The 15,590-nt window shown below is 70.4% G+C and carries 16 protein-coding genes; 9 read left to right on the forward strand and 7 right to left on the reverse strand.

The features are described from left to right. Positions 1–15 precede the first annotated feature (15 nt). From H4N64_RS10195 to zapE, 3 genes are all read right to left on the reverse strand, one after another. A complete protein-coding gene (locus tag H4N64_RS10195; RefSeq protein ID WP_186281883.1) occupies positions 16–1,395 on the reverse strand; it encodes a PhoX family protein in 1,380 nt (459 codons plus the stop codon). Between the two features lie 90 nt (positions 1,396–1,485). Further along, positions 1,486–2,271 carry a slipin family protein gene (locus tag H4N64_RS10200; RefSeq protein WP_186281884.1) on the reverse strand — a complete coding sequence of 262 codons (786 nt, stop codon included), beginning with the start codon at positions 2,269–2,271 and terminating at the stop codon, positions 1,486–1,488. 92 nt (positions 2,272–2,363) lie between these two features. Further along, complete coding sequence (gene zapE / locus H4N64_RS10205; protein ID WP_186281885.1) at positions 2,364–3,467, reverse strand: cell division protein ZapE; 1,104 nt, start codon at positions 3,465–3,467, stop codon at positions 2,364–2,366. Between the two features lie 91 nt (positions 3,468–3,558). Here zapE and H4N64_RS10210 point away from each other — a divergent pair, with 91 nt between their 5' ends. The 6 genes from H4N64_RS10210 (at position 3,559) to H4N64_RS10235 (ending at position 8,835) form a co-directional block, all read left to right on the forward strand. After that, entirely contained in the window at positions 3,559–4,314 is a 756-nt protein-coding gene (locus tag H4N64_RS10210) for a pyrimidine reductase family protein (RefSeq protein WP_186281886.1), read from the forward strand. Between the two features lie 159 nt (positions 4,315–4,473). Next, a complete protein-coding gene (locus H4N64_RS10215) occupies positions 4,474–4,929 on the forward strand; it encodes an indole-3-glycerol phosphate synthase (RefSeq protein ID WP_222108773.1) in 456 nt (151 codons plus the stop codon). Between the two features lie 71 nt (positions 4,930–5,000). Next, positions 5,001–6,386: a UDP-N-acetylmuramate--L-alanine ligase gene (gene murC, locus H4N64_RS10220; RefSeq protein WP_186281888.1), complete on the forward strand. Its 1,386-nt coding sequence runs from the start codon at positions 5,001–5,003 to the stop codon at positions 6,384–6,386. Between the two features lie 13 nt (positions 6,387–6,399). Further along, positions 6,400–6,807, forward strand: coding sequence for a peptide-methionine (R)-S-oxide reductase MsrB (gene msrB / locus H4N64_RS10225; protein ID WP_186281889.1), 408 nt, complete (start codon positions 6,400–6,402; stop codon positions 6,805–6,807). 147 nt (positions 6,808–6,954) lie between these two features. Next, on the forward strand, positions 6,955–8,310 hold the full coding sequence (locus H4N64_RS10230) for an FAD-dependent monooxygenase family protein (RefSeq protein ID WP_186282005.1): 1,356 nt from the start codon (positions 6,955–6,957) through the stop codon (positions 8,308–8,310). 69 nt (positions 8,311–8,379) lie between these two features. Next, the gene (locus H4N64_RS10235) at positions 8,380–8,835 is read left to right on the forward strand and encodes a hypothetical protein (RefSeq protein WP_186281890.1); all 456 of its coding nucleotides are present in this window, start codon (positions 8,380–8,382) and stop codon (positions 8,833–8,835) included. Here H4N64_RS10235 and H4N64_RS10240 read toward each other — a convergent pair. The 4 genes from H4N64_RS10240 to H4N64_RS10255 all read right to left on the reverse strand — a co-directional run bounded on the left by H4N64_RS10240 (position 8,832) and on the right by H4N64_RS10255 (position 11,596). Beyond that, on the reverse strand, positions 8,832–9,596 hold the full coding sequence (locus H4N64_RS10240; RefSeq protein WP_186281891.1) for an NAD-dependent epimerase/dehydratase family protein: 765 nt from the start codon (positions 9,594–9,596) through the stop codon (positions 8,832–8,834). The two genes, H4N64_RS10235 and H4N64_RS10240, sit on opposite strands and share 4 nt — an antisense overlap. Beyond that, on the reverse strand, positions 9,593–10,759 hold the full coding sequence (locus H4N64_RS10245) for a macrolide family glycosyltransferase (RefSeq protein ID WP_186281892.1): 1,167 nt from the start codon (positions 10,757–10,759) through the stop codon (positions 9,593–9,595). Before H4N64_RS10245 ends, H4N64_RS10240 begins: the two co-directional genes overlap by 4 nt. Beyond that, positions 10,749–11,384, reverse strand: a complete 636-nt coding sequence (locus tag H4N64_RS10250) for a flavoprotein (RefSeq protein ID WP_186281893.1) — start codon at positions 11,382–11,384, stop codon at positions 10,749–10,751. The genes H4N64_RS10245 and H4N64_RS10250 overlap by 11 nt, the downstream gene beginning before the upstream one ends. Positions 11,385–11,455: 71 nt before the next feature. Next, positions 11,456–11,596: a hypothetical protein gene (locus H4N64_RS10255; RefSeq protein ID WP_186281894.1), complete on the reverse strand. Its 141-nt coding sequence runs from the start codon at positions 11,594–11,596 to the stop codon at positions 11,456–11,458. 306 nt (positions 11,597–11,902) lie between these two features. On the opposite strand from H4N64_RS10255, the gene H4N64_RS10260 reads away from it, so the two are divergent. The 3 genes from H4N64_RS10260 to H4N64_RS46330 are packed head-to-tail and all read left to right on the forward strand — an operon-like array spanning position 11,903 to position 15,563. Further along, positions 11,903–13,123, forward strand: a complete 1,221-nt coding sequence (locus tag H4N64_RS10260) for a macrolide family glycosyltransferase (RefSeq protein WP_186281895.1) — start codon at positions 11,903–11,905, stop codon at positions 13,121–13,123. Beyond that, positions 13,120–14,337 (forward strand): macrolide family glycosyltransferase, encoded by a 1,218-nt coding sequence (locus H4N64_RS10265; protein ID WP_186281896.1) that lies wholly within the window; start codon positions 13,120–13,122, stop codon positions 14,335–14,337. The genes H4N64_RS10260 and H4N64_RS10265 overlap by 4 nt, the downstream gene beginning before the upstream one ends. Continuing rightward, positions 14,334–15,563, forward strand: coding sequence for a cytochrome P450 (locus H4N64_RS46330; protein WP_186281897.1), 1,230 nt, complete (start codon positions 14,334–14,336; stop codon positions 15,561–15,563). The genes H4N64_RS10265 and H4N64_RS46330 overlap by 4 nt, the downstream gene beginning before the upstream one ends. Positions 15,564–15,590 lie beyond the last annotated feature (27 nt).

Here is a 15,590-nt window from a genome sequence, read left to right on the forward strand (position 1 = left end):
CGGTCAGAGGCCGGTTCATCCGCGCCAGGGCCCGGTCACCGCGAACGTCGTCCCCGGGGTGTAGCAGTTGACGTACATCGTCTCGCCGTCGGGGGAGAAGGTGACGCCGGCGAACTCGCCCCACTCCGGGGCTTCCGGGGTGCCCAGGTTCTGGGCGTTGCGGGCCAGCGCGTAGACCTCGCCGCGGCGGGTGACACCGTAGACGTGCTGGGCGCCGTTGCCGTCCTCGCAGACCATGAGGCCCCCGGAGGGGGCCAGGCAGATGTTGTCGGGGGACTCGCCGGGGAGCTGGATGTCCGTGTCGGGGCCGAAGACGATCACCAGGGTCAGACGGCGGCGCTCGGGGTCGTAGCGCCAGATCTGGCCGTAGTGGTCAGCCGCCGAGCCCTCGGCGCTGCGGGCGAACGACGACACGAAGTAGACCGAGCGGCCACCCCAGTAGCAGCCCTCCAGCTTCTGGGCATGGGTGATGCCCCGGCGGCCGAAGTCCTGGAGGCGGATGGGGGTTTCGGTGGCCAGGGGGTCCGGTACGTCCACCCACTCGATGTTCTCGAAGGCCGCGCCGGTGTCCTGGATCGACGACAGATCCGGTACGCCCGGGACGCGCATCGCCTGGAGCCGGCCGCCCGCTCGCAGGGAACCTCCGCCGCCCAGGGGCTCGTCGGGGAGGAAGCGGTAGAACAGGCCGAAGGGTTTCTGGAAGGCGTCCTCGGTCTCGTAGACGATGCCGCGCCTCGGGTCCACCGCCACCGCCTCGTGCTGGAAGCGGCCCATCGCCGTCAGCGGTACCGCGCCGCTGCGGTGCGGGTCCGCCGGGTCCACCTCGAAGATGAAGCCGTGGTCCTTGGTGTAACCGTTGGTGCCCGCCTTGTCCTCGGTCTCCTCACAGGTCAGCCAGGTGCCCCAAGGTGTGGGCCCGCCCGCGCAGTTGACGGCCGTACCGGCGATGGCGACCCGTTCGGAGAGGACCTTGCCGCGGGCGTCCAGGGTCAGCGTCGTACAGCCGCCCCTGCCCTCCGGGTCGTACGTCAGGCCCTCGACCGTCGGGACGGGGAGCCTCGCGGTCTTGCGGTTCTCGTGGTTGCGGACCAGGTGGACTCTGCCGTGGCGGCCGGGCAGGGCGGTCATGCCGTCGTGGTTGGAGGGGACCTTGCCCTCTCCCGAGCGCAGGGAGTCGCCCTCTCGGGACAGGACCCGATAGCGGAAACCTTCCGGCAGGTCGAGAAGGCCGTTCGGGTCGGGGACGAGGGGGCCGTAGCCTGTATGGCCCAGGTTCTGCGCGGCCGCTGTGCCCGCGAAGAGTTCGGTGAGGTTTCCGGCGAAGGCGATCGAGACGCCCAGGGCGCCGGTGCGGGCGAGCATCTGACGGCGGCTCTGGATGCCGTGTTCGGGCATGGTGGAACCTTCCTGCTGGCGGACAGGACTGTGTCGACGCCGTGTCTATCATCTGGTTCCGGCCAGGTGAACCACGCGCGTAGAGCATGTTCACTTTCTGTCGGAGCGGTCCGGCTGCTGCTGGGCCTTCTCCAGGAAGCGCAGCAGTTCCACGGGGAACGGCAGTACCAGCGTCGAGTTCTTCTCGGCCGCGACCGCCACCACGGTCTGGAGCAGGCGCAGCTGGAGCGCGGCCGGGGTGTCCTCCATCTGCTGTGCCGCCTCGGCGAGCTTCTTCGACGCCTGGAGTTCGGCGTCGGCGTTGATGATCCGGGCCCGCCGCTCCCGGTCGGCCTCCGCCTGGCGGGCCATGGAGCGCTTCATCGTGTCCGGCAGGGAGACGTCCTTGATCTCGACGCGGTCGATCTGCACACCCCAGCCGATGGCGGGGCTGTCGATCATCAGCTCCAGGCCCTGGTTGAGCTTCTCCCGGTTGGACAGCAGATCGTCCAGATCGCTCTTGCCGATGATCGACCGCAGCGAGGTCTGCGCCATCTGCGAGACCGCGAAGCGGTAGTCCTCGACGTTGACGACCGCCGCGGCCGCGTCCACGACCTTGAAGTACACGACCGCGTCGACGCGGACCGTGACGTTGTCCCGGGTGATGCCCTCCTGGGCCGGCACCGGCATGGTCACGATCTGCATGTTCACGTGGCGCAGCCGGTCCACGCCCGGCACGATCAGGGCGAGCCCCGGCTGGCGCACGGCGCCGCGCAGCCGCCCCAGCCGGAAGACGACCCCACGCTCGTACTGCTTGACGATCCGTGCCGCGGCGGCGAGATAGACCAGCCCGGCGGCCCCGGCGGTAGCGGCCGCGGCCAGCAGCTCCTCGACCATGACGACCTCCCTGTCAGAGGTCCGGTGTATTCGCTTATTAGACGATATGCCCAGGTTCTGTGTGGCGGTATGCCTCGGTCCGTCCGGTTGGGTCAGGGGGCCTCGGTGAGGCCCTTCGCGTCCCGGGCCAGCGCGGTGAGGCGGGAGATCGCGCGGAAGTACTTCTTGCGGTAACCGCCCTTCAGCATCTCCTCGCTGAACAGTTGATCGAACGGCAGTCCCGAGGCAAGCACCGGCACTTCACGGTCGTAGAGCCGGTCAGCGAGCACCACGAGCCGCAGTGCCGTCGACTGGTCCGGAACCGGCCGTACATCGGTCAGGCACACCGCCGTCACACCGTCGGTCAGCGCGCCGTACCGGCTGGGGTGGACCCTCGCCAGATGCTCCAGCAGATGCGGGAAGTCGTCGAGCGAGGCGCCCTCGGTGGCGTACGCCGCCTTCGTCACCTGCTCGTCGCCGAACGGCGCCGGCGCCTCGGGCAGACCGCGATGGCGGTAGTCCTCGCCGTCGATGCGCAGTGGGCGGAAGTGCGCCGACAGGCCCTGGATCTCCCGCAGGAAGTCGGCCGCCGCGAAGCGGCCCTCGCCGAGCTTGCCGGGCAGGGTGTTGGAGGTGGCGGCGAGGGCGACACCGGCGTCGACGAGCTTGCCGAGCAGGGTGGAGACGAGGACGGTGTCGCCGGGGTCGTCGAGCTCGAACTCGTCGATGCAGAGGAGGCGGTGCCCGGAGAGGGTCTGCACCGTCTTCTGGAAGCCCAGGGCGCCGACGAGGTTGGTCAGCTCCACGAAGGTGCCGAACGCCTTGAGCGACGGTTCGGCGGGGGTGGCGTGCCAGAGGGAGGCGAGGAGGTGGGTCTTGCCCACGCCGTAGCCGCCGTCCAGATAGACGCCGCGGGGGCCCGGCGGGGTCTTGGGGGCCTTGGGCCTGCCGAGGCCGAAGAAGCCGCGCTTGCCGCCGCCCACCGCGTGTGCTCCGCCGAGTCCCGCCGCGAAGGTTTCCAGGACCTGGACCGCCTCCGTCTGGCTCGGCTGGTTCGGGTCCGGGATGTAGGTGCCGAAGCGGACCGAGTCGAAGCGGGGCGGGGGGACCATCTCGGCCACCAGGCGGTCCGCGGGGACGTGCGGCTCGCGGGAGCAGAGGGAGAGGGGGGTCGCTTCGGCTATGGGGGTATCGCCGGCGGTGGTGGAGGAGGACACGTCTCCCGATTTTAGGGGGTGGGCGGGAGCGGCCTCGCAGGCCCAGGTTCTGAGTGGGTACGTCCTCACCCGCGCGTGGAACACTGCCCGCATGCGACGCCTGTTCCCCGTGACCGATCAGACGGACGACCGTGAGTGGACGCTCGACGAGCTGGCCGAGGTCTATGCCTATCCCGACTCCGCCGAACCCTGGCTGCGCGCCAACATGGTCTCCACGCTCGACGGGGCCGCCCAGCACGACGGGAAGTCGCAGCCGATCTCCAGCGCGGCCGACATGCGGATCTTCGGCACCTTGCGCGCGCTGGCGGATGTGGTGGTCGTCGGTGCGCAAACGGTACGCCAGGAGGGGTACCGCCCCGCACGCGCGCGTGCGGACTTCGCGCCGCGGCGCGAGGCGGCCGGGCAGGCACCCGCGCCCGCCATCGCGGTCGTCAGCGCCGGCCTCGACCTGGACTTCTCCCTTCCCCTGTTCACCTCCCCACTGGTACCGACCGTCCTGCTGACCGGCGCCGCCGCGGCCCCCGACCGCATCGCCGCGGCGGAGAAGGCGGGCGCGCGGGTGCTGTTCGCCGGTGACGGCGCGGGTGTGGAGCCCGCCCGTGCCGTACGGGCCCTCGCCGAGCTCGGGTACCGGCGGCTGCTGACCGAGGGCGGGCCGCGGCTGCTCGGTCAGCTCGTGGCCGCCGGGGTACTCGACGAGATCTGCCTGACCGTCTCCCCGATGCTCACGGCGGGGGACGCGCAGCGGATCGCCGACGGGCCCGCGGTGGAGGTGCCTCGGAAATTCGCACTGGTGTCCCTGCTGGAGGAGGAGGGCTTTCTCTTCACCCGGTACGGGCGGGTCTGACGGGAGGCGCGGGGGAAACGGCGGAATCAGCCGTTCCGTTTAGCTTCCGGCGGGCACACTAAAACTCGCAGTCCCCGTGCGATCACGGGGCAGGATGGTTTCCGCAGGGCCTCGCAGGGCCTGCAGGAGAAGGGGCGCCTGGTGTTCAGAAGCGTATTGATGATCGAGAAGGCTCTGACGTCCGCAGACGTGGAGTTCGTCACCACGCTGCACGGGGACGAGTCGGTCTCCTTCCATGTGCTGCTCCAGCCGCGCGGCGACCAGGCGGATCGTCTGCTGCGGGCCATCGACGACGTCGCGCTCGGGGAACTGGACGAGGCGGCGCGGGAGCGGGAGACGCCGGAAGGTGAGGAGGCGAAGGGTTTCGGGGAGCGGGCGCTCGACGTGTCCCTTCAGGCGTTGCGGGCGTCCGGGAACGAGGCCGAAGGACGGTTGATCGAGGATCATCCGCTGGACGCGCTGAAGTCCCTGGTGGACGAGATCGGGGCGGACGAGGTCATCGTGCTCACCGATCCGCACTACGTGGAGGAGTTCTTCCACCGGGACTGGGCCTCCCGGGCCCGGCACAAGGTGGGCGTGCCGGTGCTGAAGCTGTTCTCGCACAGCAAGGCGTAGTTCTTCGGGCAGTCGCCGCACACCATAGGCTGGGGGCACCTTCGTCGTACCGGATCTTGGGAGATATGCGCATGGCACCCGGCCTTCCCTCCGCCATGGAGCGACCGCACTTCATCGGCATCGGCGGTGCGGGGATGTCCGGCATCGCGAAGATCCTGGCGCAGCGCGGGGCCGTCGTGGCCGGTAGCGACGCCAAGGAGTCCGCCACCGCCGAGGCCCTGCGCGCGCTGGGCGTGACCGTGCATATCGGGCATGCGGCCGAGCACCTCGCCGACGACGCGAGCTGTGTCGTCGTGTCCTCGGCGATCAGGGCCGACAACCCCGAGCTGGAACGCGCGGCCGAACTCGGCATTCCGGTGGTGCACCGGTCCGACGCCCTCGCCGCCCTCATGGACGGGCTGCGGCCCATCGCCGTCGCCGGTACGCACGGCAAGACGACCACCACCTCGATGCTGGCCGTGTCGCTGAGCGCGCTCGGGCTTGAGCCGTCGTACGCGATCGGCGGTGACCTGGACGCGCCGGGGTCCAACGCGCTGCACGGTGACGGGGAGATCTTCGTCGCCGAGGCCGACGAATCGGACCGCAGCTTCCACAAGTACGCGCCCGAGGTGGCGATCGTGCTCAATGTGGAGCTGGACCATCACGCGAACTACGCGTCGATGGACGAGATCTACGAGTCCTTCGAGACCTTCGCGGGCAGGATCGTGCCCGGTGGCACGCTGGTGATCTCCGCCGATCACGAGGGCGCGCGCGAGCTGACGCGGCGCCTCGACGGTGTGCGGGTGGTGACGTACGGAGAGTCGCAGGACGCCGATGTGCGGGTGCTGTCCGTCATCGCTCAGGGGTTGAAGAGCGAGGTGACCGTGGTGCTGGACGGCCAGGAGCTCACCTTCACGGTCTCCGTCCCGGGTCGGCACTACGCCCACAACGCCGTGGCCGCGCTGGCGGCGGGCGTGGCGCTCGGCATTCCGGCCGTCGAGCTCGCCCCGGCCCTCGCCGCCTACACCGGCGTCAAGCGGCGCCTCCAGCTCAAGGGCGAGGCCGCCGGGGTCCAGGTCATCGACTCCTACGCACACCACCCGACGGAGATGACGGCGGACCTGGAGGCCATGCGCGCGGCCGCCGGAGACGCCCGCATCCTGGTGGTCTTCCAGCCGCACCTGTTCTCCCGCACCCAGGAGCTGGGCAAGGAGATGGGCCAGTCGCTGGCCCTGGCCGACGCCTCCCTGGTCCTCGACATCTACCCGGCCCGTGAGGACCCGATCCCCGGTGTCACCAGCGAGCTGATCATCGAGGCGGCCCGGGTCGCGGGCGCCGATGTGACGCCTGTGCACGACAAGGGCGAGGTGGCTTCCGTCATGGCGGGAATGGCGAAGCCGGGTGATCTCGTTCTCACCATGGGCGCGGGCGACGTGACGGACCTCGGCCCGCAGATCCTGGACCGCCTGTCGAAGTGAGGGGCTGAGGCTCATGTCGTACGACGTCGAGAAGCCGGACGAGCAGTGGCGCGCGGAACTGACCCCGGCCGAGTTCGCCGTACTGCGGCAGGCCGGTACCGAGCCGGCGTTCACCGGTGAGTACACGGACACCAAGACCAAGGGCGTCTACTCCTGTCGCGCCTGCGGTGCCGAACTGTTCACCTCGGACACCAAGTTCGAGTCGCATTGTGGGTGGCCGAGCTTCTTCGATCCGAAGGACTCGGACGCGGTGGAGCTGCTTTCGGACACCTCGCACGGGATGGTGCGGACGGAGGTGCGGTGTGCTCGGTGCGGTTCGCACCTGGGCCATGTCTTCGAGGGTGAGGGGTATCCCACGCCCACTGATCAGCGGTACTGCATCAACAGCATCTCTCTGCGGCTGACGCCCGACGAGGGCTGAGTCCGGCTTGCGGAAGGGCCGGATCTAGGTCAACCCCCCTTTGCGGCGCGGGATACTTGGGCTTTCTCGTGATGTGGCGACCAGGGGAGTGGATCGGTGAACTCTGCCGGAGAGACGGGCCGCCCGGGTGGGCGGCATGCGGTCGTCGTGGGCGGGAGCCTCGCGGGGCTCCTCGCGGCGCATGTCCTGGCCGGGCATGCCGATCGGGTGACCGTCGTCGAGCGCGACCGCTTCCCGGAGGGCAGTGAGGCACGGCCCGGTGTGCCGCAGGGGCGGCATCCGCATGTGCTGCTCCAGGGCGGTCAGGTGGCGTTGGAGTCGCTGTTGCCGGGGTTCCTGGCCCAGTTGCGGAAGGCGGGGGCGCCTTGGGTGGGCTTGCCGTCCGACCTGGTGCTGTGGCAGAGCGGCCGTTGGCTGCGCCGGGTGCCCCCGACGACCCACATCTACACCGGTTCCCGTGCCCAGTTGGAGGCGCTGGTGCGCTCGCGGGTCCTCGCGGACCCGAGGATCAGCGTGGTGGAGGGGGCCGAAGTCGTCGGGCTCCTCGGGGACGCCTCGCGGGTGCGGGGCGTGCTGCTGCGGGACCGCTCCGGGGACGCCCGCGGGGAGCAACGGGCCCTGGAGGCCGACCTGGTGGTCGATGCCTCCGGCAGCGGTACCAAGGCTCCGCAGTGGCTCGCGGCGATCGGTGCCGAGGGGCCGCACGAGGAGACCATCGACACCGGGCTCGCCTACGCCTCCCGCGTCTACCGGGGCAAGGACGGCGTCCTCGACGGCGAGACCCTCGGCTACTACGTCTATCCCGGCCCCGAACAGCTCCACGGCGGCGGTGCGCTGCCGCTGGAGGACGGCAGCCATCTGGTCATCGTCTCGGGGCTGCGCGGCGACGAACCGCCCACGGGCGACGACGAGTTCGTGACGTACACCAAGAGGCTGGGGCATCCGCTCCTGGACCGGTGGCTGGACGACGCCGAACCGCTGTCGCCGGCGTTCGGGTACCGGCGGACCGCGAACATCCGCCGCCGCTACGACCTGCCCGGCCGCCGCCCGGCCGGGTTCCTCGCCACCGGCGACGCCCTGTGCGCCTTCAACCCGATCTACGGGCAGGGCATGGCCGTCGCCGCCATGAGCGCGGTCGCCCTGCGTGACGCGCTGGCCGACCGGCGTAGGACGCCCACGACGCGCCGCGTGCAGCGGGCGCTGCTCGCGGCGTCCCGGCAGGCGTGGGACATCTCCGCCGGGGCGGACCGCTCGATGCCGGGCGCGGTCGGCACCGCGACCGACAGCGGGGCCGCGGACCGGGTGGCCGGCTGGTATCTGCGCCGCGTCCAGGAGCGGTCTCCCGGCGACCCTGTCGTGGGGCGCGCCTTCCGCGCGGTCCTGACCCTCTCCGAGCCCGTCGCCGCCCTGTTCGCCCCGCCCGTGGCCCGGGCCGTCCTCTTCGGCCCGCCCGCGCCGTCGCCCACCGAGCCGCCGGCGACACCGGAGCGCACCGGGGACTGAGGGCGGCTCGCGAGAAGCCATCGGCCGAGTGGTCTAGACCTCACCTGCTCCGTCGGGCATGATCGGGTCATGGAGAAAGCGCACCTGCCGACCACCGAGGCCGCTGTCGTCGCGATCCGTGACCTCGCGATGGAGTTCGAACTGACCATGTCGGTCACCGACGACATCGGCGCGGACCAGACCTCGCGGCGCACCTCGGCCGAGCTCTTCACGGTGTTCGACCCCGACGGCTCGCTGCCGCACGAGGCGTTCGTGGAGCTGGCGGGATCACCGGCCGTGAGCGTCCGGCTCTTCCCCGAGGACGACGCGAGGATCACCGTCGACGGGGTCGAGTTCCACGACGTTCCCCGGGACTCCGTCCCCGCGTTCCTCCGGTCCGTCTACAGCGGGCTCGCCCGGACGAAGGGGCGGCTGTTTCCCCCCGGCCAGTGGCTGATCGTGCCGCTGCCCGGGGACGAGACGTACAAGGAACTGATCGTGGACGCCAACCTGACGCCCTGGCTGGCCCGCATGGCGCGCGGCTAGGTGACGGCTCGCTCGGCCGCCTCCGTACGTACGTAACGGGTGATGAGGCGGTCGAGGTAGGCGGGGCCGAAGCCGAAGTGCTCGGATTCGGGGACGTGGACCCGCATCCGGTGGTTGGAGATCCGGAGGGATTCCGGTGGCACCTCGCGCGGGATCCGGTGCGCGCGCTGTCCCAGCGCCGCCTCTACGGCCGTCACGATCTCCTCGGCCGCGAAGGAGACTCCGGCGGCCACGTTGACGACCCTGCCGTGTACGCCGAGGGTGAGCAGCCGGTCCAGGACCGTGCGGAAGTGGCGGACGTCCAGCAGGTCCCGGCGTGCTCCGTGATGGATCACGACCGTGCCGGACCGGACTTGGCGCACGAGCGCCGGTATGAGCTGTGCCGGGTTCTGGCCCGGGCCGACGAGGTGGCTGAGCCGTAGCGTGAGCCAGGGGGCGCCGGAGTCGGAGACGATCCGCTCCATGGCGAGCTTGTGCCTGCCGTAGGGGGTCACGGGAGCGATCCGCGCGTCCTCGCGGCCCTCGCCCTGTCTGCCGTAGAGACCGCCGGCGGCCGTGGACAGGAAGACCATCAGGCGTCGTTGCTCGCGGCAGCGGCGGGCCGTTTCGGTCACCAGGGCCGCCTCGCGTGCGAAGGGTTCGGGTGCGGTTTCCGACGTTCTTGAGACTCCCGCGGCCAGCACCGTCACCGGCCGGTTCAGCGGCAGGTGTTGGCGGACGTACCGGGCTATGAAGCCGTCGCCGATCACCTCGCCGGTCATACGGAGGTGAGCCGTCGTACGACGGCATCCGCGGCCGCCCGGGCTCCTCCTGCGCGGCGGATCTCCTCGCGCATAGCACTGACCCGCTGTTGTACGCCTTCGTGGGCGTGCAGGTGGAGGACGGCGGTGCGCAGGGCGGTGGGGGTGACGGAGCGGAAGGGGATCGCCGCGCCGAGCCCCAGCTCCCGTACGCGTCTGGCGTTGCCGGTCTGTTCCGGGAGGCGGGGAACCACGAGGGACGGTACGCCGTGGTGCAGGGCTTCCATCGTGGTGGCCATACCTCCGTGGTGGATGGCCAGTTGGGCGTGGCGGAGGACGGCCGTGTTCGGTACCCAGGGGTGCGCTTCGACGTTGGGGGGCAGCGGGGGCGGCTCGCAGCGGTCGCCGACCGCCATCACCACGTGCCAGGGGAGGCCGGTGAACGCCTCGGCCACCGTGGTGAAGAACTCCGGGTGGGCGTGGTCGATGGAGCCCAGGGAGACCAGAGCGACGGGGTCCTTGCCCTCCGGCGGGGTCCAGGCCGGTGGTCGGGGCTCGGGGGCGGGGGCAGGCCCGGTGAACGTGTACTCCTCGCCGAAGGTGTCGCCGTCCGGCTGGAAGGAGCGGGGGATCAGGACCAGTCCGCCTGCCAGGCCCGTGTTCAGGTGGTCCCGCGCCGTCGTCGTCAGGCCCTCCTGGGTCAGGAACTCGCCGAGCCGGGACAGGAATTCGGCGGCCACAGGGTTCGCGGTGCCCGTTCCCGGTTCGGTGAGGGACCAGTGGCGGGCCGCCGCCAGATACGTCCAGACCTGCATCGACGGGATGCCCCACCTCGCGGCGAGGACGCTTCCGGCGCCGGCCGGGTCCTCGGTGAGGACGAGATCGGGGCGGTCATGGGTGAAGGACGCCGCCAACTCCGGCAGCGTGGCGCGGGCGTCGTCGAGGTAGAGGAGCGGGAGGCGGCGGGTGTCCGTGGGCCAGGCGGCCGGGTCCGACGGGAGTGAGGAGCGGAAGACCACGGCCGTGGCTCCCGCGGCTTCGACCAGCGGCGCGAATGCGCGTGTGGTGGCGTAGCTGACCTTCAGGCCGCGCCGTACGAGTTCGGCGACCGTGCCCAGCAGCGGGTTGATGTGGCTGAACGCGGCCGCGGTGAAGACCGCCACATGCCCGCCCTCAGCGGGCACCGTTCACCGCTTCCTGGGGCTGTCGGGCCCGGCGTAGGTCCTCAAGGCTTCCGAGGAGGTTGGGGAGGGTGTCCGGCTGGTTGCCGTCATGGCGGCCGGTGGTCATGCTCAGCCCCATGACCGGCGGCTGGAGCACGACATTGGCGCGCTGTGCGAGCCGGGCCCGGTGGTCGCTCATGGCGGCGCTCTCCCAGCCGCCCGGCGGCAGCGCGGCGGCCAGTGCGATCGGGGCCTCGGTGCACTGCAGCGCCATCGTCACCGGGGTGTCCGCGAGGCCCTGCGCGAGCCGTGCGATGAAGTGCAGCCCCGCCGGATAAACGGCGATCGCGTCCGGCCAGCTCGCCAGTTCCACATGGAGTTTGCGGACCTGCGGTTCCTCGGACCAGGAATCCTCGAAGACCATTCTGTTGGTGAGAACGGAAAGGCCCTCCCTGGTCACAAAACGCTGAGCGGAACGAGTGAGGACGATGCGCAATTCGATCTGCGGATAACTGACCTGGAACCAGTTGACCCACAGGGGAAGAAAAGCCGCGTTGGACGATCCGGTACCGACCAGGAGAAGCCGTTTCACCCCGAGGGGAGGAACCGGAATGGGGGGCATTCCCCAGTTCTCTTCACTTGTCATCTCTCACTCCGACCTCCTCGCGCCCCCCGGGAGGCAGAGCCTCCCGGGAGACGTGCATCAGGAACCGATACTCAGCAGCCGCACCACGAGCAGCAGCAGGAGCACAGGATGGCCTGCGCCTCGTTGTCGTCCGCCTCGACCGTGAGGAGCTCGTCCTCGGTCAGGGCGTCCAGCTCCAGCAGGTCGTCGGCGAGCAGATCGGCGATCGGCATGGTTGCCTCCTTCGACAATGGATATTCCGGCGGATGGGGAATGCATCCGCGGGACTGCCCGTGGGTCGGACAGTCGTCGCCATGCTGTCCGGGGAGCATCCCGAATTCTTCCGCCGCCTCGCTGGTTTCTCGCTCCCCGCGCGAGTATGAACCGAACCGGCCGTCTCCCACCCGGGTGCGAGACGCGGACTCACCTTTCTGATTACTGTTGCGACGGAACTCGTAAGCGCATAACGAACGGGCAGGATCCTTTGCTACGTTGCCGGTCCGATGTCAGTTCTGCCCGCCCGGAAAACAGGTGGTTCGATGTCCCATATCGCCTTCTTCAACATTCCTGGAACCGGTCACGTCAATCCCACGGCGGGGATCGTCGCGGAACTCGTGGCGCGCGGTCATCGCGTCAGCTACGCGGTGACCGCACGCCAGGGCGCGGAGGTCGAGGAGGCCGGCGCCACGCTGGTGCCGTACGAGACGACGATGCGGCAGACCCGGAACGCGATGAACGACCTGGAGAGCGTCGACCGGTTCACCACGGGCGACTTCGTGCAGGTGCTGCGGGGCCTGGTGACGGAGACCGAGGCGGTGTACCCGGCGCTCGACCGGGCCTTCGCCGACGGCCGTCCGGACGTACTGATCCACGACGGACTGTCCGGCTGGACGGGCCGGCTGCTCGCGCACAGCTGGGGCATACCGTCCGTGCGCAGCATCCCGACGCTGGCCGCGAACGAGCACTGGTCGCTCGGCACGGACGGGGAGTACGCCACGTTCGAGCCGGAGCACGCCGGACTGAACGCCGTGTACGGGGAGATCGCCGCCATGCTGGACAGGCTCGGGGTGGGCCTCAGCGCCCAGGAGTTCTTCGGGGCCAGCGAGTCGGGGCCCGCGCTGGTGTTCATCCCGCGCGAGTTCCAGTTCAAGGGCGAGACCTTCGGCGAGGACTTCCATTTCGTCGGGCCGTGCTGGTCGGAGCGCCGGTTCGACGGGGAGTGGAGCGGGTCGGGTGAACGGCCGTTGGTGTTGGTGTCGTTGGGGACGATCCATAACGACGATCTGGGGTTCTTCCAGACGTGTGTGGATGCGTTCGCGGGTCTTGCGTGGGATGTGGTGATGGCGGTGGGGGACCGGGTCGATCCCGGCCGGCTGTCGGGGGTGCCCGGGCATGTGGAGGTGCGGGCTCATGTGCCGCAGCTTCAAGTGCTTCGGGAGGCCGATCTGTTTGTGACGCATGCGGGGATGGGCAGTGTGATGGAGTCGCTGTCCTTCGGGGTGCCGATGGTGGCGATTCCGCAGATGAGTGAGCAGCGGGCGAATGCCGACCGGTTGGCCGAGCTCGGGCTCGGGGTGATGCTGCACCGCACCGAGGTCACCGTGGAGAGCCTGCGGGAGGCGGTTGTCACCGTGCTGGGCGAGCCGTCCTACGCTCAGCGTGTCCAGGCGATGCGCGAGCACATCCGGCAGGCGGGCGGGGCCCCCGCCGCGGCCGACGTGATCGAATCCCTCCTGGTGCGCGCCGGGGTGGGACGGTGAGCGAGGTCCCCCCGGCGCATGTCGCGTTCTTCGCCCTGCCCGGACACGGGCACATGAACCCGGCCCTCGGCGTCGCGGAGGAGCTGACGCGGCGCGGTCACCGGGTGAGCTTCGCCACGACCGACCGGTTCGCCGCCGCCGTGGCCGAGACGGGTGCGGTGCCCCTGCGGTACGAGTCCACCATGGACGGGCTGCCGGCCGACGACAGTGCCTCCGACCGCCCGGACCGCTTCGGCAGCGACGACCTCGCGAAGGTGCTGCGCGATCTGCTGCGCGAAACCCTGGCCGTACTCGCCCCGCTGGACCGGGCGTTCGCGCGGGACCGGCCCGATCTGGTGGTCTACGACGACCCGTCGGGATGGGCGGCCCGGCTGATCGCGGCGCGGCGGGGCATTCCGGCGCTGCCCTACCGGACCACCTTCGCCGCGAACGCCGACTGGTCGCTCGCCGGGGAGCGCACCGATGTCGACCCGCTGCACCCGGAGATCATGCGGGTGTTCCACGGCATCGCCAAGCTGTTGGAACGGGTGAAGGTCCCCTTCGGGCCCAAGGAGTTGATGACCGGGAGCGAAGCCGGTCCCGCGCTGGTGTTCCTGCCGCGCGAGTTCCAGTTCCGGGGCGAGACCTTCGGCGACGATGTCCACTTCGTCGGGCCCTGCCTCGGGCGGCGGGCGTCGGACGGGGAATGGAGCCGGTCGGGTGAACAGCCGCTGGCCTTCGTCTCGTTGGGGACGATTCACAACGACGATCTGGGGTTCTTCCAGACGTGTGTGGATGCGTTCGCGGGTCTTGCGTGGGATGTGGTGATGGCGGTGGGGGACCGGGTCGACCCCGCCAAGTTGTCGGGGGTGCCCGGGCATGTGGAGGTGCGGGCTCATGTGCCGCAGCTTCAAGTGCTTCGGGAGGCCGATCTGTTTGTGACGCATGCGGGGATGGGCAGTGTGATGGAGTCGCTGTCCTTCGGGGTGCCGATGGTGGCGATTCCGCAGATGAGTGAGCAGCGGGCGAATGCCGACCGGTTGGCCGAGCTCGGGCTCGGGGTGATGCTGCACCGCACCGAGGTCACCGTGGAGAGCCTGCGGGAGGCGGTTGTCACCGTGCTGGGCGAGCCGTCCTACGCTGAGCGTGTCCAGGCGATGCGCGAGCACATCCGGCAGGCGGGCGGGGCCCCCGCCGCGGCCGACGTGATCGAATCCCTCCTGGACTCCCGGTGAGCCGGCCGACCGGGATCGACACCTCGGCCTTCTTCGCCGATCAACACGGCTACTACGTCGAGTTGAGGCGGACCCCGGGCCCGCGACTCGTCCGCAACCCGCAGGGCCTCGCCTACTGGCTGATCACCCGGCATGCGGAGGCCAAGGCGGTCCTGCTCGACCCCCGGTTCTCCAAGGACCCCCGGCTCGCCGAACAGGCGCTGAGCTCCGCCGGGTACGGAGTCACGGGCGCGGACAGCTTCTTTCTGCCCCTGGTCAACAGCGACCCCCCGGACCACACGCGGCTACGGCGGCTGGTCTCCGGGGCGTTCACCCCGCGCCGTGTGGAGGAGCTCAGGCCGCGGGTGGAAAAGCTCACCCATGAACTTCTCGACGCCGTCCCGGACGAGAACGACGTCGACCTCATGACGGCACTGGCCTTCCCGCTGCCGGTCCTGGTGATCAGCGAGCTGCTGGGCGTGCCGTACGGCAGCCGGGGCGCGCTGCTGAACTGGGCCACCCGGATGCTCACCATCTCCGGGAGCGGGTCCGGTCCCGCGGAGCGCACGCGCAGACTGCACCGCTGGTTCGCCTCCCTCGTGGCCGCGAAACGCCCCTACGTCCGTGCCGACCTGCCCCAGGACGAGCAACCCGACCTGCTCGCCGCCCTCGTGGTGGCGCACGACCAGGGGCAGCGGCTCAGCGACGAGGAACTGGTCGGCCTGCTCGTGCTGTTGCTCGTCGCGGGCCACGAGACGACGACGGGGATGATCGGCAACGCCGTCGACGCCCTGCTGCGCCATCCGGACCAGCTCGCCCTGCTGCGCCGCCGCCCGGAACTGGTGCCCTCGGCCGTGGACGAACTGCTTCGCTACGAGGCGTCGTTGGCCCGCACCACGCTGCGCGTGGCACGGGAGGACGTGGAGGTCGCTGGCACCGTCATCCCGGCGGGCAGTGTGGTCAGCGTCGCCCTGTCGGCCGCCAACCGGGACCCGGACGTCTTCGCCGAGCCCGACCGGCTCGACATCACCCGCGCCCGCGGCCCCCATCTCTCCTTCGGCCACGGCATCCACTTCTGCCTGGGCGCGCCGCTGGCCCGGCTCCAGACGGAGACCGTGCTCGCCGTACTGCTCCACCGTTGTCCTGACCTTGCCTTGGCCGATCCTCAGGCGCCGCAGTCGTGGCGGCCCGTCGGGGACATGCGCGGGCTGCTGACGCTGCCCGTACGGCTGCGGCCCGCCGTCTGACCGTTGTGCACCGCCCCCTTCATGGAG

Origin of the sequence: Streptomyces cupreus, from assembly GCF_014257025.1 — a bacterium.
Lineage (GTDB): Bacteria > Actinomycetota > Actinomycetes > Streptomycetales > Streptomycetaceae > Streptomyces > Streptomyces cupreus.

Coding starts and splice junctions, on each gene's coding strand:
- H4N64_RS10195 (WP_186281883.1), bottom strand. CDS start 1,395: ATGCCCGAACACGGCATCCAGAGCCGCCGTCAGATGCTCGCCCGCACC.
- H4N64_RS10200 (WP_186281884.1), bottom strand. CDS start 2,271: ATGGTCGAGGAGCTGCTGGCCGCGGCCGCTACCGCCGGGGCCGCCGGG.
- H4N64_RS10210 (WP_186281886.1), top strand. CDS start 3,559: ATGCGACGCCTGTTCCCCGTGACCGATCAGACGGACGACCGTGAGTGG.
- H4N64_RS10215 (WP_222108773.1), top strand. CDS start 4,474: ATGATCGAGAAGGCTCTGACGTCCGCAGACGTGGAGTTCGTCACCACG.
- murC (WP_186281888.1), top strand. CDS start 5,001: ATGGCACCCGGCCTTCCCTCCGCCATGGAGCGACCGCACTTCATCGGC.
- msrB (WP_186281889.1), top strand. CDS start 6,400: ATGTCGTACGACGTCGAGAAGCCGGACGAGCAGTGGCGCGCGGAACTG.
- H4N64_RS10235 (WP_186281890.1), top strand. CDS start 8,380: ATGGAGAAAGCGCACCTGCCGACCACCGAGGCCGCTGTCGTCGCGATC.
- H4N64_RS10240 (WP_186281891.1), bottom strand. CDS start 9,596: ATGACCGGCGAGGTGATCGGCGACGGCTTCATAGCCCGGTACGTCCGC.
- H4N64_RS10250 (WP_186281893.1), bottom strand. CDS start 11,384: ATGACAAGTGAAGAGAACTGGGGAATGCCCCCCATTCCGGTTCCTCCC.
- H4N64_RS10255 (WP_186281894.1), bottom strand. CDS start 11,596: ATGCCGATCGCCGATCTGCTCGCCGACGACCTGCTGGAGCTGGACGCC.
- H4N64_RS10260 (WP_186281895.1), top strand. CDS start 11,903: ATGTCCCATATCGCCTTCTTCAACATTCCTGGAACCGGTCACGTCAAT.